The 18,524-nt window shown below is 65.1% G+C and carries 13 protein-coding genes; 10 read left to right on the top strand and 3 right to left on the bottom strand.

Going from position 1 to position 18,524, the window contains the following annotated elements; translation table 11 throughout:
- Window positions 1-138: 138 nt before the first annotated feature.
- On the top strand, window positions 139-1,641 hold the full coding sequence (gene nhaB / locus M2D63_RS11000; protein WP_285862923.1) for a sodium/proton antiporter NhaB: 1,503 nt from the start codon (window positions 139-141) through the stop codon (window positions 1,639-1,641).
- A 70-nt stretch (window positions 1,642-1,711) separates the two neighbouring features.
- On the opposite strand, the gene zwf is transcribed toward nhaB, so the two are convergent.
- Window positions 1,712-3,214, bottom strand: coding sequence for a glucose-6-phosphate dehydrogenase (gene zwf / locus M2D63_RS10995; protein ID WP_285862921.1), 1,503 nt, complete (start codon window positions 3,212-3,214; stop codon window positions 1,712-1,714).
- Window positions 3,211-4,233 carry a phosphogluconate dehydrogenase (NAD(+)-dependent, decarboxylating) gene (gene gnd, locus M2D63_RS10990; protein WP_285863004.1) on the bottom strand — a complete coding sequence of 341 codons (1,023 nt, stop codon included), beginning with the start codon at window positions 4,231-4,233 and terminating at the stop codon, window positions 3,211-3,213. Before gnd ends, zwf begins: the two co-directional genes overlap by 4 nt.
- Window positions 4,234-4,392: 159 nt before the next feature.
- Here gnd and M2D63_RS10985 point away from each other — a divergent pair, with 159 nt between their 5' ends.
- Complete coding sequence (locus tag M2D63_RS10985; RefSeq protein ID WP_285862919.1) at window positions 4,393-4,560, top strand: DUF6026 family protein; 168 nt, start codon at window positions 4,393-4,395, stop codon at window positions 4,558-4,560.
- Between the two features lie 15 nt (window positions 4,561-4,575).
- Here the strand turns inward: M2D63_RS10985 and M2D63_RS10980 are convergent, their stop codons facing one another.
- Window positions 4,576-5,067, bottom strand: a complete 492-nt coding sequence (locus M2D63_RS10980) for a GNAT family N-acetyltransferase (RefSeq protein ID WP_285862917.1) — start codon at window positions 5,065-5,067, stop codon at window positions 4,576-4,578.
- A 413-nt stretch (window positions 5,068-5,480) separates the two neighbouring features.
- Between M2D63_RS10980 and glgA the strand changes: the two genes are divergently transcribed.
- The 8 genes from glgA (at window position 5,481) to M2D63_RS10940 (ending at window position 18,499) form a co-directional block, all read left to right on the top strand.
- Window positions 5,481-7,037 carry a glycogen synthase GlgA gene (gene glgA / locus M2D63_RS10975; RefSeq protein WP_285862916.1) on the top strand — a complete coding sequence of 519 codons (1,557 nt, stop codon included), beginning with the start codon at window positions 5,481-5,483 and terminating at the stop codon, window positions 7,035-7,037.
- A gap of 16 nt (window positions 7,038-7,053) precedes the next feature.
- Entirely contained in the window at window positions 7,054-8,832 is a 1,779-nt protein-coding gene (treZ, locus tag M2D63_RS10970) for a malto-oligosyltrehalose trehalohydrolase (RefSeq protein WP_285862915.1), read from the top strand.
- A complete protein-coding gene (gene malQ, locus M2D63_RS10965) occupies window positions 8,825-10,894 on the top strand; it encodes a 4-alpha-glucanotransferase (protein WP_285862914.1) in 2,070 nt (689 codons plus the stop codon). The genes treZ and malQ overlap by 8 nt, the downstream gene beginning before the upstream one ends.
- Window positions 10,891-13,659: a malto-oligosyltrehalose synthase gene (locus M2D63_RS10960; protein ID WP_285862913.1), complete on the top strand. Its 2,769-nt coding sequence runs from the start codon at window positions 10,891-10,893 to the stop codon at window positions 13,657-13,659. Before malQ ends, M2D63_RS10960 begins: the two co-directional genes overlap by 4 nt.
- 18 nt (window positions 13,660-13,677) lie before the next feature.
- Window positions 13,678-13,920, top strand: coding sequence for a DUF2934 domain-containing protein (locus M2D63_RS10955; protein ID WP_285862912.1), 243 nt, complete (start codon window positions 13,678-13,680; stop codon window positions 13,918-13,920).
- 182 nt (window positions 13,921-14,102) lie between these two features.
- The gene (glgX, locus tag M2D63_RS10950; RefSeq protein ID WP_285862911.1) at window positions 14,103-16,247 is read left to right on the top strand and encodes a glycogen debranching protein GlgX; all 2,145 of its coding nucleotides are present in this window, start codon (window positions 14,103-14,105) and stop codon (window positions 16,245-16,247) included.
- Between the two features lie 63 nt (window positions 16,248-16,310).
- Window positions 16,311-17,105 (top strand): endonuclease/exonuclease/phosphatase family protein, encoded by a 795-nt coding sequence (locus tag M2D63_RS10945; RefSeq protein WP_285862910.1) that lies wholly within the window; start codon window positions 16,311-16,313, stop codon window positions 17,103-17,105.
- A 311-nt stretch (window positions 17,106-17,416) separates the two neighbouring features.
- On the top strand, window positions 17,417-18,499 hold the full coding sequence (locus M2D63_RS10940; protein WP_285862909.1) for an autotransporter outer membrane beta-barrel domain-containing protein: 1,083 nt from the start codon (window positions 17,417-17,419) through the stop codon (window positions 18,497-18,499).
- The last annotated feature ends 25 nt before the right edge of the window (window positions 18,500-18,524 follow it).

The raw sequence follows: 18,524 nt of genomic DNA, 5'->3' as shown, positions 1-18,524 counted from the left end.
CCGCTTCGATCGCCTGACTATATCAAGGCATTGATTTCGACCAAGGCCGTACTTGTGCCAAAACCGGGACTTTTGCCTTGATCTGACGGCCCGTATCCGGCACCGTGCGCACCTGTTTGAATTATTAGGATACATTTCATGTCCCGCTCCCTGGCCGGCGCCCTGGCCCACAACTTCCTCGGACAATCGCCCGGCTGGTACAAGGCCACCCTGTGCCTGTTCCTGCTGCTCAACCCGCTGCTGCTGTTTACCCTCGGCCCGGTGGTCACCGGCTGGGTGCTGGTGATCCAGTTCATCTTTACCTTGGGCATGGCCCTCAAGTGCTACCCGCTGATGCCCGGCGGCCTGCTGGTGGTCGAGGCCCTGGTGCTGGGCATGACCACGCCCCAGGCGCTGTATGACGAGCTGCAGCACAACTTCCCGGTGATCCTGCTGCTGATGTTCATGGTCGCCGGCATCTACTTCATGAAGGACCTGCTGCTGTTCGTGTTCTCGCGAATCCTCCTGGGGGTGCGTTCCAAGGCCCTGCTGGCCCTGCTGTTCTGCTTTCTCTCGGCCTTCCTGTCGGCCTTTCTCGATGCGCTGACCGTGACCGCGGTGATCATCAGCGCTGCAGTGGGCTTCTACTCGGTCTACCACCGGGTGGCGTCGGGCAGTAACCCGCGGGAAGACTCCGACCTGGACAGCGACCAACAGATCGCCCACCTGCAGCGCGGCGACCTCGACCAGTTTCGCGCCTTCCTGCGCAGCCTGCTGATGCATGGCGCGGTCGGTACTGCCCTGGGCGGCGTGTGCACCCTGGTGGGCGAGCCGCAGAACCTGTTGATCGGCCACGAAATGGGTTGGCATTTTGCCGAGTTCTTCTTCAAGGTCGCGCCGGTGTCCCTGCCGGTACTGGTGGCGGGCCTGGTGACCTGCGTGCTGCTGGAGAAGCTGCGCTGGTTCGGCTATGGCACCCTGCTGCCGGAGAGCGTGCGCGATGTGCTGGCCGCCTATGCCGCCGAAGACGACGCCCAGCGCACCAGCCAGCAACGCGCCGCCCTGGTGGTGCAGGGTGTGGCTGCGCTGATCCTGATTGTCAGCCTCGGCCTGCACATCGCCGAGGTGGGCCTGATCGGCCTGCTGGTGATTGTGCTGATCACCGCCTTCACCGGCATCACCGACGAGCACCGCCTGGGTCGCGCCTTCCAGGACGCCATGCCGTTCACCGCCCTGCTGGTGGTGTTCTTTGCCGTGGTGGCAGTGATTCATGACCAGCAGCTGTTCACGCCGCTGATCCAGTGGGTGCTGGCCCTGCCGAGCGAGCAGCAGCCGGGCATGCTGTTCATTGCCAACGGCCTGCTGTCGGCGATCAGCGACAACGTGTTCGTCGCCACCATCTACATCACCGAGGTCAAGCAGGCGTTCGTCAACGGCCACATGAGCCGCGAGCACTTCGAGGCCCTGGCGGTGGCGATCAACACCGGTACCAACCTGCCGAGCGTGGCCACCCCCAATGGCCAGGCGGCGTTCCTGTTCCTGCTGACGTCGGCCATTGCACCGCTGATTCGCCTGTCGTACGGGCGGATGGTGTGGATGGCCCTGCCCTACACCGTGGTCATGGGTGGATTGGGATGGTGGGCGGTGACCTACTGGCTGTAAGTAGCGGCCTTATCGCGGGGCAAGCCCGCTCCTACGGGTCGGTAGGAGCGGGCTTGCCCCGCGATGGCTTTCAACCGATGCTGTGCCACTCCCTGTGATCCCTGGCCAGCAACTCATCGGCCGCCGCCGGCCCGTCCTCACCTGCGGCATATGGCTGAACCTCACCGCCCTCCTTCCAGGCATCGAGGAACGGCTGCACTGCACGCCAGCCGTTCTCGATGTTGTCCGCCCGCTGGAACAGGGTCTGATCGCCGGTCAGGCAGTCATAGATCAGCGTCTCGTAGCCGGTGGACGGCTGCATCTTGAAGAAGTCCTTGTAGGCAAATCCCAGCTCGACGTTCTCAATGACCAGCGCCGGCCCCGGCCGCTTGGCCTGCAGGTCGAACTTCATGCCTTCGTTGGGCTGGATCTGGATCTTCAGGTAGTTGGGCTTGAGTTTTTCCACCTCGGTGTCGCGAAACTGCGCGTAAGGCGCCGGCTTGAAGCAGATGGCGATCTCGGTGTCGCGCACGCTCATGCGCTTGCCGGTGCGCAGGTAGAACGGCACCCCGACCCAGCGCCAGTTATCGATCATCACCTTCAGGGCCACGTAGGTTTCGGTCTGGCTGTCGGGATCGACCCGGGGCTCATCACGATAACCGGGCAGCTTCTTGCGCCCCTGTTTGCCGGCGGTGTACTGGCCGCGCACCGAGTTTTTCAGCGCCATGTGCTTGGACCAGGGGCGGATGGCGCCGATCACCTTGGCCTTTTCACTGCGCACCGCATCGGCGCCGAACGCCGCCGGCGGCTCCATGGCGACCATCGCCAGCAGCTGGAACAGGTGGTTGGGAACCATGTCGCGCAGGGCACCGGTGCTGTCGTAGAAAGCCCCGCGGCTTTCCACGCCGACCATTTCGGCGGCGGTGATCTGCACGTGGTCGATGTAGTGATTGTTCCAGAACGCCTCGAACAGACCATTGGAAAACCGGCTGACCAGGATATTCTGCACCGTCTCCTTGCCCAGGTAATGATCGATCCGGTAGATCTGCTTTTCGCTCATCACCTTGAGCAGGCAGGCATTGAGCGCCTCGGCGCTGGCAAGGTCGGAGCCGAAGGGCTTTTCCACCACGACCCGGCGAAAGCCGTTGGTCTCATCGAGCAAGCCGGCGGCGCCCAGGCGCTGCACCACTTCGCTGAAAAACCGTGGCGAGGTGGCCAGGTAGAACACTGCGTTGGCACTGGGATTCTTTTCGATCCGCCGGGCAATGGCCTGGTAGGTGGCCTCGTCCTGGAAGTCGCCGGTCAGGTAGCCGATGCGCTTGGCCAGCTGGCTCCAGAGCTTATCGTCCAGGCACTTGCCAGCATCGCTGCTGGCTTTTTCGCGCTCACGCATGAAGGCGTGCAGGCGTTCGGCGAATTCGCTGTCGCTGGCCGGGTTGTGGTCGATACCGATGATGCGCAGGTTCTTGTCCAGCAAGCGGTCGCGATTGAGGTTGTACAGCGCCGGCATCAACAGCCGCTTGACCAGGTCGCCACTGGCGCCGAAGAGGAACAGGTTGCAAGGGGGTGCGGCTTCGATCTGTGCACTGGTCATTCGGCTTTTTTCTCGACATGGCCGCCAAAGCCGAAGCGCATCGCCGAGAGCATCCGGTCGGCGTAGGTGCCCTGCTGCTGGCGCGAACGGAAGCGCGCGAACAGCGCACTGGACAGTACTGGCACCGGCACCGCCTGCTCGACCGCGGCATCAATGGTCCAGCGCCCTTCGCCACTGTCGGCCACCGAGCCGCTGTAGCCACCCAGTTGCGGATCGGCCACCAGGGCGTCGGCCGTCAGGTCCAGCAGCCAGGAGGTGACCACGCTGCCACGGCGCCAGACTTCGGCGATCTCGGCCAGGTCCAGGTCGAAACGCTGATCGGCCGGCAACGCCTCGCTGCCCTTGCTCTTGAGAATGTCGAAGCCTTCGGCGTAGGCCTGCATCAGCCCGTACTCGATGCCGTTGTGGATCATCTTCACGTAGTGCCCGGCACCGGCGGGACCGGCATGGATGTAGCCCTGCTCGGCGCGCCCGGCCGGGCCCTGGCGGCCACGGGTACGGGGGATGTTGCCAATGCCCGGGGCCAAGGTGGCGAACAAGGGATCGAGGCGCTCGACCACGGCCTTTTCGCCGCCGATCATCATGCAGTAGCCACGCTCCAGGCCCCACACGCCCCCCGAGGTGCCGACATCCACGTAATGCAGCTGGCGCCCGGCGAGGTTCGCGGCGCGGCGGATGTCGTCCTTGTAGAAGGTGTTGCCGCCATCGATGATCACGTCGTCGGCGTCCAGCAGGTCGGCCAGTTGCGCGATGGTCTGTTCGGTGGGCTCACCCGCCGGCAGCATCACCCAGACCGCCCGCGGCTTTTCCAGCTTGGCCACCAGGGCGCCAAGGTCATGGGCGCCATTGGCCCCTTCGGCGACCAGGGTTTCCACGGCCTTGCGGTCGCGGTCGTGGACCACCGTACGGTGGCCGCCCTTCATCAAGCGCCGCGCGATATTGCCGCCCATGCGGCCCAGCCCCACGATTCCCAGTTGCATGTGCCGATGCTCCCAATCAGATAAAAACCGCCCGTTCAGGCCTTCAAGGTTAGTCCAGCCCGCGCGCCCGTGGTTCAGCGACCGGCGGCGAGACAGCAAGAAACAAAAAAGTTCCCATGACAGAAAAAAGAATTCAGAATCGCCGCCGGATCGAGCCGCTACGCTTGTAACAACTTTCTGCCATTTGCGAGGTGTGCAATGGGAACCCTGCTACCGAAGATGCCGCCACAGACCCTCTACGTGACGGTCCGCCGGGACGAATTGCAACGTTTGCGTGAAGAGCGCGACCTGCTCCGGCAACAAGTGAATGCCCTGAGCCTGCAGTTGCAGCAAGCCCAGGCGAGCGACAAGCCAACCCTCTCCTGAACTGCCCCGGCCTTCCTAGAGCGCCTTGGTCCAGAACTGCATGGCGCCATGGGCCGGGTCGAAGCAGGCATGCTCGAAGCCGAACGAGCGGTAGCTGCCCTGGGCGGCGGGATTGCCTTCGAGCACTTCCAGGGTCAGTTTGCAGCAGCCGCGCTGGCGGGCGATTTCCTCGACCTTGGCCAGCATCTTGTGGCTCAGGCCCTTGCCGCGATGGGCCGGCACCACCGACACGTCATGGATGTTCACCAGCGACCGGCAGGCGAAGGTGGAAAAGCCCTCGAAGCAATTGACCAGCCCCGCCGGCTGGCCGTCGACAAACGCCAGTACGCTGAAGGCATGGGGCCGCTTGGCCAGCTCCGCCGGCAATTGCGCCAGCAGCTGCGGGTCCAGTGGCTGGCCACCGCCCATGGGGTCGCGGGCATAGTGGTCGAGCACCAGGGCGATGGCCTCGGCGTGCATCGGATTGGTGTAACTGGCTTGCAGCACCAGAATCTTTTCAACGTCCATTGTCATTCCCATTGCGAGCGAAGTGGCGGCCCGCGCGGCGTTGGCGCGGTCGGCTGATTGTACGGCACGGCAACACAGCAAAGTAAAGTGACCAATGGGTCACATTTTCTCAACTTCTCTCCTACACTCTGTAGCGGCCCCGGGATTGTCCGGAAAATCCGACCGAAAAAAGTCGAACTTTCCGGAATCGCAACAGGTCAGCAATTTTAGGAGGCCACCGCTACTGGACATCCAGCTGCGGCTCACATACCCCTTTCGTCAGTACGCCTGCGGCGGGAGCGCCGATTGGCACAGCGCTTGCGCGCAAGTTTTCAGGGGCATGGAACGCACTACACACCTTATACACAGAGAGATGCCTTCAGCACGACACAACCGCGGGTGAGCACACCCGCCACATAGGGACGGAGAGAAGTATGATCAGTGCCGCTGTCGAACCCAACGTAGAGCAGTTTACTTCGGACACCCGTGATGCCTCGATCGCGGATTTGCGCACGACAGCCAAGGCACCCGGCGCCGACTCCCGGCACAATCCGCATAAACGCAAGGTCCTGTTCGTGACCTCGGAAATCGCCGACCTGGTCAAGACCGGCGGCCTGGGCGATGTCTCTGCCGCCTTGCCACGGGCGATCCGTCACTTGCATGACGTGCGGGTGCTGATTCCCGGCTACCCGCAGGTACTGGAGAGCGACAACCCGATCCACCTGGTGGGCGAGCTGGGCGGGCATGCGGCCTTGCCGCCCTGCAAGATCGGGCGCATGGACCTGGCCGATGGCCTGGTCATCTATGTGCTGATCTGCCCGGAGCTGTACCAGCGCGAAGGCACGCCCTATGGCGCCAACAATGGTCGCGACTGGCCGGACAACCATATCCGCTTCGCCCGCCTGGGCCTGGCAGCCGCGGAAATCGCTGCCGGTGAAGGCATGGTGCACTGGAAGCCCGATCTGGTGCACGCCCACGACTGGCCAGCCGGCCTGGCGCCGGCCTACATGCACTGGCGCGGCCTGCGTACCCCGACCCTGTTCACCATCCACAACCTGGCCTACCAGGGCGTGGTCAGCCGCGCCTGCTGCCCGGAACTGGCGATCCCCGACCATGCCCTGCAACAGGAAGGCATGGAATTCTACGGCAAGCTGTCGTTCCTCAAGGCGGGCCTGGCCTACTCCAACCACATCACCACGGTCAGCGCCACCTATGCCCGGGAAATCACCACCCCGGACTTTGGCTGCGGCCTCGATGGCTTCCTCGGCAGCAAGGCCCAGCAAGGCCTGCTCAGCGGCATTCCCAACGGCATCGATGAAAGCTGGGACTCGGCCAGCGACCCGCACCTGGCCCACCCCTTTAGCCTCAACGACTGGGACGGCAAAGCGAAGAACACCCATCAGGTACGCGAGCTGTTCAACCTCAAGCCCTCGACCGGGCCGCTGTTCGCGGTGGTCTCGCGACTGGTCTACCAGAAAGGCCTGGACCTGACCCTGGGGGTGGCCGACTACATCGTCAGCCAAGGCGGCCAGATCGCGATCATCGGCCGAGGCGAGCCGGAGGAAGAACAGGCCATGCGCGAACTGGCCCTGCGTCATCCCGGGCAGGTCGGCGTGCGCATCGGTTTCAATGAAACCGATGCCCGGCGCATGTTCGCCGGCAGCGACTTCCTGCTGATGCCGTCGCGCTATGAGCCCTGCGGCCTGAGCCAGATGTATGCCCAGCGCTTCGGCTCGCTGCCGGTGGCGCGCAATACCGGGGGGCTGGCCGATACCATCGAGAATGGCGTCACCGGTTTTCTGTTCGACGAATCCACCGTCGACAGCTACCGCGAGGCGCTGAGCCGGGCTTTCTATGTCTACACCAAGCCAGACCTGCTGGGCGCCATGCGCTGCCTGGCCATGACCCAGCCGTTCAACTGGTGCCAGGCGGTGGAGCCCTATGCACGCTTGTATGAGGAACTGGTCGAGCGCGCCCACGTAGGTCGCTGAGGACGAGGTGGCAGGCATGCCCTTGAGCTCAGACCGGCTCGCGACCCACGGGGCCGTGATGCTCGACAGCCATACCGCACGCTTTGCGCTGTGGGCACCCGATGCCCGCAGCGTCGAGCTGTGCCTGGCGCCCAATCAGCGCCTGCCCCTGGCGCGTAGCGCGCACGGCTGGTTCAGCGCCTGCCTGCTCGCTGCCGTCGGCAGCCGCTATGGCTACAGCATCGACGGCGGGCCACCACTGCCCGATCCGGCCTCGCGCTACCAGCCCGAAGGCGTGCACGGCCTAAGTCAGCTGGTCGATCCGTCGGCCTGGCGCTGGCAGCACCCTCACTGGCAAGGCCGGCCCTGGCATGAGGCAGTGATCTACGAGCTGCATGTCGGCCTCCTGGGTGGCTATGCCCAGGTCGCTAGGCAATTGCCCCGGCTCGCGGCACTGGGCGTGACCGCCATCGAACTGATGCCCCTGGGGCAGTTCCCCGGTGAGCGCAACTGGGGCTACGACGGCGTCCTGCCCTTCGCGCCGCAGCACAGCTATGGCACCCCGGAACAACTCTGCCAGTTGATCGACCAGGCCCACGGCCTTGGCCTGATGGTGCTGCTGGATGTGGTGTACAACCACTTCGGCCCCGACGGCAACTACCTCGGCCAGTACGCCAGCGCGTTCTTCGATCAGGACCGTCATACGCCCTGGGGTGCGGCCATCGACTTCGGACGCAGCGAAGTCGCCGATTACTTCATCGAGAATGCCCTGATGTGGCTCACCGACTACCGCTTCGACGGCCTGCGCCTGGATGCGGTGCACGCCATTGACGACCCGCACTTTCTTGGTGCGTTGGGCCGGCGGGTTCGTCAGTCGCTTGAGCCCGGGCGCCAGGTCTGGCTGGTGCTGGAGAACGAGCACAACCAGGCGAGCCTGCTCACCGATGACTTCGACGCGCAGTGGAACGACGATGCCCACAATGCTTTGCACGTGTTGCTGACCGACGAAGCGCAAGGCTACTACGCCGACTTTCGCCACAACCCCATTCATAAACTGGCCCGCTGCCTGAGCCAGGGTTTTGCCTTCCAGGGCGAGAAGGACCGCAACGGCCGGCCCCGCGGCGAACCCAGCGCTCACTTGCCGCCCAACGCTTTCGTGCTATTCCTGCAGAACCATGACCAGGTCGGCAACCGCGCCCTGGGTGAACGGCTGATCCACCTGTGCCCGCCCCAGGCCCTGCGCGCTGCCACCACCCTGGTGATGCTGTCGCCGATGATCCCGCTGCTGTTCATGGGCGAGGAAGCAGGCTGCGAGCAGCCGTTCCTGTACTTCACCGACCACCACGACGCGCTGGCTGATGCCGTGCGTGAGGGCCGCCGGGCCGAGTTCGCCCAGTTCGACGCCTTCGCCGACCCACAGCGGCGGGCGGCGATTCCCGATCCCAATGCGCTGGCCACCTACCAGGCCTCACGCCCGCAAACGCCGGATGACCCGCAGCAGACCTGGCCGGCGTTCTACCGCCAGTTGCTGCACCTGCGCCGGCAACGGCTTGTCGACCGGCTGCCCGGTTGCCGCGCCCTGGGCGCCGAAGTGATCGGTGCCAAGGCCCTGACCGCCCGCTGGCGCCTGGCCAATGGCGCTGAGCTGCGCATCGACCTCAACCTGGGCCCGGCAGCAGTGCCCTGCGCACTGCCCCCGGCTGCGGCGCAGTGCTACCTGTGTGCCGACGAGCCGCTGTCCGGCGATCGTCTGCCGCCCTTCTCGACCCTGGTCAGCCTGCTGCCCAGCCACCCGCCGGAGACTGCCCATGACTGACCCACAGCTGCAGCAACTGGCAGAACTGGCGGGTATTTCCGTCGACTGGATCGATGCCAACGGTCGTCCTCAACGGGTCGCGGACAGCGCCCTGCGCGCCGTGTTGAACGGCCTCGGTCATCCGGCGCACGATCCGCAGGCCATCGCCGCCAGCCTGCAGGCGCTCAAGACCGCTCACGATGCCCGCCACCTGCCGCCGCTGTTCACCGTCGACGTGGGCCAGGCCCTGGACTTGTCCATGTTCTTCAGCGCCGGCAGTGCCTTGCGGGTACGCCTGGAGGATGGCAGCGAACAGCTATTGCAACTCGATGCCCAGGGCGCACTGCCCCCCGGCCTGCCGATCGGCTACCACCGCGTGCAGATCGACACCCATGGCTTTACCCTGGCGGTCGCCCCGGCACGCTGCTTCAGCCTCGGTGATGCGTTGGGCACCCCGACGCCGCGCTGCTGGGGCATCAGTGCCCAGCTTTACAGCCTGCGCCGTGAAGGTGACGGCGGCTTCGGCGATTGCCTGGCTCTGGAGCAACTGGCCCGCAGCGCCGGGGAGCGTGGCGCCGACGCCTTGGCCATCAGCCCGCTGCACGCCATGTTCGCCAGCGACACCCGGCGCTACAGCCCCTACTCGCCGTCCAGCCGGTTGTTTCTCAACAGCCTCTATGCCAGCCCCGCCGCCTTGCTGGGGGACCGCGCGGTACGCGTGGCGATCGAAGCCCTGGACCTTGCGCAAACGTTGCAACAGCTGGAGCAATTGCCCCTGATCGACTGGCCAGAAGCGGCGGCAGCACGCTACCGGTTGCTGCAGTTTCTGTTCGACGACTTCATCGACGGCGAGCATCCGCTGCGCGCCGACTTCGACAGCTACCGGGCTCAAGCCGGCCAGGCCCTGGAGCAGCATTGTCGTTTCGAGGTGATACTCGGTGAGTCCCAAGCCAGCGGCCTGGGCCAGGATTGGCGCCAATGGCCCAGTGCCTGGCACGACCCTGACAGCGAAGAGATGACCGCCTTCGCCCGCCAGCACCAGCGCCAGATCCAGTTCCATGCCTTCTGCCAGTGGCTGATCCAGCGCGGCCTGCAACGCGCCCAGGATGCTGCGCGCAGCAACGGCATGGGCATCGGCCTGATCGCCGACCTGGCCGTAGGTGCCGACGGCGCCGGCAGCCAGGCCTGGAGCCGCCAGGATGAACTGCTGGCCGGGCTCAATGTCGGCGCCCCACCCGACATCCTCAACCGCGCCGGGCAGAATTGGGGCATCTGCGCCTTCTCGCCTGAGGGGCTGCGGCGCAATGGCTACCGCGCGTTCATCGAGATGCTGCGGGCCAGTTTCGCCCATGCCGGCGGCCTGCGCATCGACCATGTCATGGGCCTGCAGCGCCTGTGGCTGGTGCCCCTGGGTGGCCATGCCAGCGAAGGCGCCTACCTGAACTACCCACTGGACGACCTGCTGCGCCTGCTGTGCCTGGAGTCGGTGCGCCACCGGGCCATCGTCCTGGGCGAAGACCTGGGCACCGTGCCCGAGGGGCTGCGGGAAAAGCTCGCGCAACGAGCCATCCTCGGCATCCGCGTGTTGCAGTTCGAGCAGGATCCACCCGGTCGATTCAAACCCATCCTCGACTGGCCGGACGATGCCCTGGCCACCTCCAGTACCCACGACCTGCCGCCACTGGCCGGTTGGCTGGCGGCCCGCGACATCGACTGGAACCAGCGCCTGGCGCTGATCGACGACACCACCGAGCGGCACTGGCGCGACAGCCGCCAGCACGAACGCCAGGGCCTGAAGCGCGCGCTTGAGGAAAACTACGGCGTGCAGGGCGACGACGAAGCCGTGCTCGATACCTGCGTGCGCTTGCTCGGCCACACTCGCGCGCCCCTGGTGCTGCTGCCACTGGAAGACCTGCTGGGCATCGACGAACAACCCAACCTGCCGGGCACCGTGGACACTCACCCGAACTGGCGTCGGCGCTTCGCCCTGGACGCCGCGGCGCTGCTCGACGATGCCGATGCCGCCCGCCGCCTGGAGCTGCTGGCCCAGGCCCGGGAACAGGCCTGGGAGCGCGACCGATGAAAACCCTGACAGCCACCCTGCGCCTGCAGTTTCATGCCGGCTTCACCCTGGACGATGCGCTGCCACTGGTGCCCTACTTCGCCCGCCTGGGCATCAGTCACCTGTACGCCTCGCCATTGCTCAGCGCGCGGCCGGGCTCGCTACATGGCTATGACGTGGTCGACCCGACCCGCATCAACCCGGAGCTCGGCGGTGAGGCAGCGCTGCGGCGCCTGGTCGCCGCGCTACGCCAGCACGGCATGGGCCTGATCCTCGATATCGTCTCCAACCACATGGCCGTCGGTAGCGACAATCCCTGGTGGCAGGACCTGCTGACCTGGGGCCGGCGCAGCCGCTATGCCGGCTTCTTCGATATCCAGTGGCACTCCAGCGACCCCTTGCTCGAAGGCCAGTTGCTGCTGCCTTTTCTGGCCGGCGACTACGGCGCCATGCTGCGGGCCGGCGAGATACCGCTGTGCTTTGCCGCCCACGACGGCAGCTTTCATATCCGCCACCATGAACACCGCTTCCCCATCAGCCCCACCGATTTCGGCCGGGTCCTGTGCCTGAGCGAACACACCGAGGTACAGGCGCTGGGCATGCGCTTTGCCGCACTGCACAGCGCCACCCAGGCGGCCGACAAGGCCGTCGGCCTGAAGCAGGAACTGGTGGCGCTGGCCGCGAAGGTGGCGATCGACGACTTGCTCGACGCCTTCGACGGCCGCACCCCGGCCGGCTTCCAGCGCCTGCACGAGCTGCTCGAACACCAGGCCTATCGCCTGGCCAGCTGGCGCACCGCCGCCGATGACATCAACTGGCGGCGGTTTTTCGATATCAACGAACTGGGCGGCCTGCGCGTCGAGCGCAACGACGTGTTCGAGGCGACCCACCAGAAAATCTTCGCGCTGATCGGCCAGGGCCTGGTCGATGGCCTGCGCATCGACCATGTCGACGGCCTTGCCGACCCCCGTGGCTATTGCCGCAAGCTGCGCCGCCGGGTCGACGGGTTGCTGGCCGAACGGCCGGTCGAGGCGGCACTGGAGCACCTGCCGATCTACGTCGAAAAGATTCTCGGCGCCCACGAGCACCTGCCCCGCGACTGGGGCGTGGACGGCACCACCGGCTACGAGTTCATGAACCAGGTCAGCCTGCTGCAGCACGACCCGGCCGGTGAAGCGGCGCTGCGCGAAGCCTGGAGTGCCCTGAGCGAACGCCCGGCCTTTGCCGAGGAAGTGCACCTGGCCCGCCGGCACGTGCTCAACACCAGCCTTGCCGGCGACTTCGAATCGGTGGCCCAGGCCCTGTGGCAAGTGGCCCGGGACGACCTGATGAGCCGCGACCTGACCCTGGGCGCGATCCGCCGGGCGCTGCAGGCGCTGGTCGAACACTACCCGGTGTACCGCAGCTACCTGCATGCCGGCGGGCGCCGCGCTGAAGACGAACCTTTCTTCCAGCACGCCATGACCGCCGCCCGGCAACAGCTGGGCGAAGGCGACTGGCCAGTGCTCGACTACCTGCAGCACTGGCTGGGCGGCCAGCCCTGGCGCAGCCTGCCCCCGGGCCGGGCGCGCAAGCACCTGCGCCATGCCTGCATCCGCTTTCAGCAACTGACCGCACCGACGGCGGCCAAGGCTGTGGAAGACACCGCCTTCTACCGCTCGGCGCTGCTGCTGTCGCGCCATGACGTAGGCTTTGACGCCGAGCGCTTCAGCGCCCCGGCCGAGGACTTTCATCACGCCTGCCAGCAGCGCCTGGCGCAGTTCCCGCACAACCTGCTGTGCACCGCCACCCACGATCACAAGCGCGGCGAGGACAGCCGCGCCCGCCTGGCCGTGCTGAGCGAGCGCAGCCAATGGTGGAGCAGTCGCGTCGAGCATTGGCGTGAACTGGCGACGCCGCTGCGCAGCGCCCTGGCGGACGGCATCGCCCCGGGGCCGGAAGAGGAATGGATGCTGTACCAGACCCTGGTCGGCAGCTGGCCCATGAGCCTGGATGAACACGATCCCCTGGCCTTGCGCTCGTTTGCCGAACGCCTGCAGCAGTGGCAACGCAAGGCCCTGCGCGAAGCCAAGCTGCGCAGCAGCTGGAGTGCACCGAACGAGGGCTTTGAACAGGCCTGCCTGGGCTACATCGAAGCCCTGCTGCTGGACACGCAGAACCAGCAACTGCGTCATTCCCTGGCCGCTGCGGCGCACGCCATTGCCTGCGCCGGCGCCCTCAACAGCCTGAGCCAGTGCCTGCTGCGCATGACCGTCCCCGGGGTGCCCGACCTGTACCAGGGTACCGAATACTGGGACCTGAGCCTGGTCGATCCGGACAACCGCCGCGCGGTGGACTTCGCCGCGCGCCGCCAGGGCCTGGATGACAGCACCACCACCGCGCAGCTGTTGCAGGACTGGCGCAGCGCACGGGTCAAACAGGCGCTGATCGGCCAGGTGCTGGAGCGCCGCCAGCAGTACCCCCGGCTGTTTGCCCAGGGCCAGTACCTGCCCTTGCCGGTACAGGGCCGGCACGCCGGACAGGTGCTGGCCTTCGCCCGGGTGAGCGACGACGAACGGGCGATAGTGATCGTCCCGCGCCTGGCCTGCCACTTGCTTGGCGATACCCCGATTCCCTTGATCCCGGCACAGAACTGGGACGATACCCGGCTGCTATTGCCGTTTGCCTTGTCAGCTGCCAACTGTTCGGGACTTTTTGCCAGCGCCGCAGTCACACCCTCAAAGGAGGTGTTGCTCAGCGCTGTACTCAAGGAGTTCCCGGTCAACCTGTTGATTGATCATGCCTAAGCCATCAGGAGCGTCGAGATGAGTGTCGAAGAAAAACGTATCCGCGAATTCGCCTACCAGATCTGGGAATCCGAAGGTAAGCCAGAGGGCCAGGAGTCCCGCCACTGGGACATGGCGCGCAAACTTGCCGAAGCAGAATCCCTGGCGCCCAAGGCGACGCCGCGCAAGGCCAGGGCCAAGCCGGCGACACCGGTAGCGACCCCGGCCAAGCCGGCAGCGGCGAAAAAACCACGGGCGCCGAAAAAGCCGCCGGTGGCCTGACGCCATAAGCGCAAAGAACTGTGAGAGCGGTGGGAGCTGTTGAAACTGTGGGAGCTGGCGAAGCCTGCGATAGCGCCAGCCCCGCACCTGTCTGCACGGCGAGTGCTGCGCACTCGATCGCAGGCTTCGCCAGCTCCCACAGCCCTCACAGGCCCCACAGGCCTACAAACCTGGGAAGCCCCATGACCAAGCCCACGCCTGTCGTCGAACCCTCGCGCATCCGCGAAGGCCTGCCCTTTCCCCTGGGCGCCACCTGGGACGGTCTGGGCGTCAACTTTGCGCTGTTCTCGGCCCATGCCACCAAGGTCGAGCTGTGCCTGTTCGATGCCAGCGGCGAGGTCGAGCTCGAACGCATCGAACTGCCCGAATACACCGACGAAATCTTCCACGGCTACCTGCCCGACGCCCACCCCGGCCTGATCTATGGCTACCGGGTGCATGGCCCCTACACGCCGCAGGACGGCCACCGTTTCAACCCCAACAAGCTGTTGATCGACCCCTATGCCAAACAACTGGTGGGCAGCCTGAAGTGGTCCGAAGCGCTGTTCGGCTACACCATCGGCCACCCTGATGGCGACCTCAGCTTCGACGAACGCGACAGCGCCCCGTTCGTGCCCAAGTGCAAGGTCATCGACCCAGCCTACACCTGGGGCCGCGACCAGCGCGTGGCCATCCCCTGGGAACGCACCATCCTCTACGAAGCCCATGTGCGCGGCATCAGCATGCGCCACCCGGCCGTGCCCGAAGCCCACCGCGGCACCTTTGCCGGGCTGATGTGCGATGAGCTGCTCGAACACATCAAGCAGCTGGGCGTGTCGTCCATCGAGCTGCTGCCGATCCATGCCTTCGTCAACGACCAGCACCTGTTGCAAAAAGGCCTGAACAACTACTGGGGCTACAACAGCATTGCCTTCTTCGCCCCGCACCCGCGCTACCTGGCCAACGGCAAGATCGCCGAGTTCAAGGAGATGGTCGCCCACCTGCACGATGCCGGCCTCGAGGTGATCCTCGACGTGGTCTACAACCACACCGCCGAGGGCAACGAGCTGGGCCCGACCCTGTCGATGCGCGGGATCGACAACGCCTCGTACTACCGTCTGATGCCGGACGACAAGCGTCTCTACATCAACGACTCCGGCACCGGCAACACCCTGGACCTGAGCCACCCCTGCGTACTGCAACTGGTCACCGACTCGTTGCGCTACTGGGCCGGCGAGATGCACGTGGACGGCTTTCGCTTCGACCTGGCGACCATCCTCGGCCGTTACCACGAGGGCTTCGACGAACGTCACAGCTTTCTCGTCGCCTGCCGCCAGGACCCGCTGCTACGCCAGGTCAAGTTGATCGCCGAGCCCTGGGACTGCGGCCCCGGCGGCTACCAGGTGGGCAACTTCGCCCCTGGCTGGGCCGAATGGAACGATCGTTTTCGCGATACCGTAAGGGCCTTCTGGAAAGGCGACGAAGGCCAACTGGCCGATTTTGCCGCGCGCATGACTGCCTCCGGCGAGCTGTTCAACCGGCGCGGGCGCAGGCCTTACGCTTCGGTGAACTTCGTCACCGCCCACGACGGTTTCACCCTGCGCGACCTGGTCTCGTACAACCACAAGCACAACGAAGACAACGACGAGAACAACCAGGACGGCAGCAACCACAACCTGTCCTGGAACCACGGCGTCGAAGGCCCCACCGACGACCCGGCCATCAATGCCCTGCGCCTGCGCCAGATGCGCAATTTCTTCGCCACCCTGCTGCTGGCCCAGGGCACGCCGATGATCGTCGCCGGCGACGAGTTCAGCCGCACCCAGCACGGCAACAACAATGCCTACTGCCAGGACAGCGAGATCGGCTGGGTCAACTGGGCGCTGGACGATGAAGGCGCCGCCCTGCTCAAGTTCGTCAAGCGCCTGACCAAGCTGCGCCTGGCCTACCCGATACTGCGCCGCTCGCGCTTTCTGGTCGGCGACTACAATGAGGCGATCGGCGTCAAGGACGTGACCTGGCTGGCAGTGGATGGCAGCGAAATGAGCATCGAGCAATGGCAGGACAACCAGGGCCGCAGCCTTGGCATGTTAATGGACGGCCGCGCGCAGGTCAGCGGCATCCCCCGCCCGGGCGCCGACGCCACCTTGCTGCTGATCGTCAATGCCCAGCACGACGGCATCACCTTCACCCTGCCCCCGGTCCCCGAAGGCGAGCACTGGAACTGCCTGCTCGACACCGACCGACCGCAACTGCGCAAGGGCGAGCGGCATCCCTTCGACAGCCCGCTGCAGGTGTCAGGGCGTTCATTGATGTTGCTGGAGTTGCAACGCGAAGACGACAATTGAGCAGAGGGAACTGCCGCCCCCGGCGCCAGTCTCATGCAATAGGCTTGCTGACCAGGAGTGACCGTGAAGTTCGAACCGGATCCGGCTCATCATGCAAGAACCCGCGAAGCGCCCGCCGTGCAGCGCCTGCGGGTCCTGACCGTCAACACCCACAAAGGCTTTACCGCCTTCAACCGGCGCTTCATCCTCCCTGAACTGCGCGAAGCGGTGCGCAGCACCCAGGCCGATATCGTCTTTCTCCAGGAAGTGCTCGGCAGCCACGATCGCCATGCCGCGCGTTATGCCGGCTGGCCGCAGACCTCGCAATACGAATTCCTCGCCGACAGCATGTGGACCGACTTCGCCTACGGGCGCAATGCCGTCTACCCCGATGGCCATCATGGCAATGCCCTGCTGTCCAAGTTCCCGATCATCGAACACCGCAACCTGGATGTCTCGATCACCGGCCCCGAGCGCCGCGGCCTGCTCCATTGCGTACTGGATGTGCCCGGGCAGCATCAGGTGCATGCGGTCTGCGTGCACCTGTCGCTGCTGGAAAGCCACCGGCAGAAACAGTTGCATCTGCTCAGCCGGCTGCTGGACTCTTTGCCGGCCGAGGCACCAGTGATCATTGCCGGTGACTTCAATGACTGGCAGCTGCGCGGTAACCGCACCCTGGGCCTGCACCGGGGCCTGCACGAAGCGTTCGAACGTCATCATGGCCTGCTGGCCAGGACCTATCCTGCACGTATGCCGCTGTTGCGCCTGGACCGGATCTACCTGCGCAATGCCAACAGTCATGCGCCGAAAATCCTCGGCAACAAACCCTGGAGTCACCTCTCCGATCATCTGCCTTTGGCGGTGGAAGTGCAGCTTTAACAATGATTCGGAATAGCCATCACCGCTGAAAGATCGGCCATCACTATGGAAGGTGAATAATTGTTTAATATCAGCCAATTGGGCCATCAGCACCCTTGACAACGGCTGCTCAGCACTTTCTTGACGCGCCGCGCCACCTCTCCTTATCTAAAAGTAATGCAACACTAGCTTGAATTCATTCCGAGCCTCTAGCTCGCGCCTTTCAGCGCGCGAAAGGGACCGGTTTGCTGGTTTGGGTCGCCCTCTGGTTTTGCCTTACAGCCCGTGACATCAGGCCAGATCCTTGGCTGTTACAACAGAGGAGTTCCGTCATGAAAAAAACTCCGACTCCTGCGGGCTTTGAGTATGCTTATTACGCGATTTCCATGTCGTTGCTGCTGGCGACCCCGTTGGAAACCCATGCGTTGAGCCTGGAGGACAACGACCCGTTCATTACCCTGGTACAAACGCAGGCGCAAACCCTGCCGACACTGTCGCTCGCCCCCGTTGGCGTCAGCGGCCTGGGCCTGAACACCTTGAGTGTGTTTTCCGATCGCATGGCCGAGCGCCATGTACCGGCGGCCACCGACCACATCGCCAGCCAGTGGGCGCAGTTCTTCCCGGCACCGGTGAAATCCGGCGCACCGGCCCCCTCGCGCCTGGAAGCACCCAACCAGAGCCTGCAGATCAGCCCGGACCTGTTCGTGCGTGAAACCGGTGGCGGCAATACTCACCGCATTGGTTTCTTCGTCGGCCACAGCAACCTGCAAAGTGGATTCGACGGCCTGCGCAAACCCCAGGTCGATGACAAGAAAGCCACCGTCAACCTCTCCGGCGACAGCCTGGGCATGTACTGGAGCATGACCCATGAGCAGGGCTGGCACGTGGATGCGGTGGCCATCGGTACGCGCTTCGACGTCAATGGCCGCAGCGAAAGCGGCGAACGCCTGGACAGCAATGGCCATGCCCTGACCCTGTCGGTCGAAGGTGGCTACCCGATCAACCTGGGTGAAACCTGGACCATCGAACCCCAGGCCCAGTTGATCAACCAGCAGTACTTTCCCGGCAGCCAGACCCAGACCGAGGCCCAGCAGGCGTTCGACCAGCAGCCGAACTGGACCGGCCGGGTCGGGGCGAAACTGTCGGCGCGCTACAACGTGCGCGGCATGCCCATCGAACCCTTCGTACGCACCAACGTCTGGTATGACTTCTCCAACGCCGACACCGTGAGCCTGGACAAGGTCGACAAGATCAGCAGCGGGCGCAACTCGGCCACCGTGGAACTGGGCCTGGGCCTGGTGGCACGGGTCTCGCCGACCGTTGCGCTGTTCGTCAGTGCCGATTACAGCAGCGATGTGGATGACAATGACCTGAACGGCCTGGTCGGCAACCTCGGCGTGCGGGTACGCTGGTGACTGGTCTTTACTCCGCCAGCCGGGC

Origin of the sequence: Pseudomonas sp. BJa5 (assembly GCF_030272875.2) — a bacterium.
Taxonomy (GTDB): Bacteria; Pseudomonadota; Gammaproteobacteria; order Pseudomonadales; family Pseudomonadaceae; genus Aquipseudomonas.
Note: the sequence above shows the minus strand (reverse complement) of the source record. Positions and strands in the feature narration are given on the sequence as shown.

Coding starts and splice junctions, on each gene's coding strand:
- M2D63_RS10955 (WP_285862912.1), top strand. CDS start 13,678: ATGAGTGTCGAAGAAAAACGTATCCGCGAATTCGCCTACCAGATCTGG.
- M2D63_RS10940 (WP_285862909.1), top strand. CDS start 17,417: ATGAAAAAAACTCCGACTCCTGCGGGCTTTGAGTATGCTTATTACGCG.
- glgA (WP_285862916.1), top strand. CDS start 5,481: ATGATCAGTGCCGCTGTCGAACCCAACGTAGAGCAGTTTACTTCGGAC.
- treZ (WP_285862915.1), top strand. CDS start 7,054: ATGCCCTTGAGCTCAGACCGGCTCGCGACCCACGGGGCCGTGATGCTC.
- nhaB (WP_285862923.1), top strand. CDS start 139: ATGTCCCGCTCCCTGGCCGGCGCCCTGGCCCACAACTTCCTCGGACAA.
- M2D63_RS10985 (WP_285862919.1), top strand. CDS start 4,393: ATGGGAACCCTGCTACCGAAGATGCCGCCACAGACCCTCTACGTGACG.
- glgX (WP_285862911.1), top strand. CDS start 14,103: ATGACCAAGCCCACGCCTGTCGTCGAACCCTCGCGCATCCGCGAAGGC.
- zwf (WP_285862921.1), bottom strand. CDS start 3,214: ATGACCAGTGCACAGATCGAAGCCGCACCCCCTTGCAACCTGTTCCTC.
- malQ (WP_285862914.1), top strand. CDS start 8,825: ATGACTGACCCACAGCTGCAGCAACTGGCAGAACTGGCGGGTATTTCC.
- M2D63_RS10960 (WP_285862913.1), top strand. CDS start 10,891: ATGAAAACCCTGACAGCCACCCTGCGCCTGCAGTTTCATGCCGGCTTC.
- M2D63_RS10980 (WP_285862917.1), bottom strand. CDS start 5,067: ATGGACGTTGAAAAGATTCTGGTGCTGCAAGCCAGTTACACCAATCCG.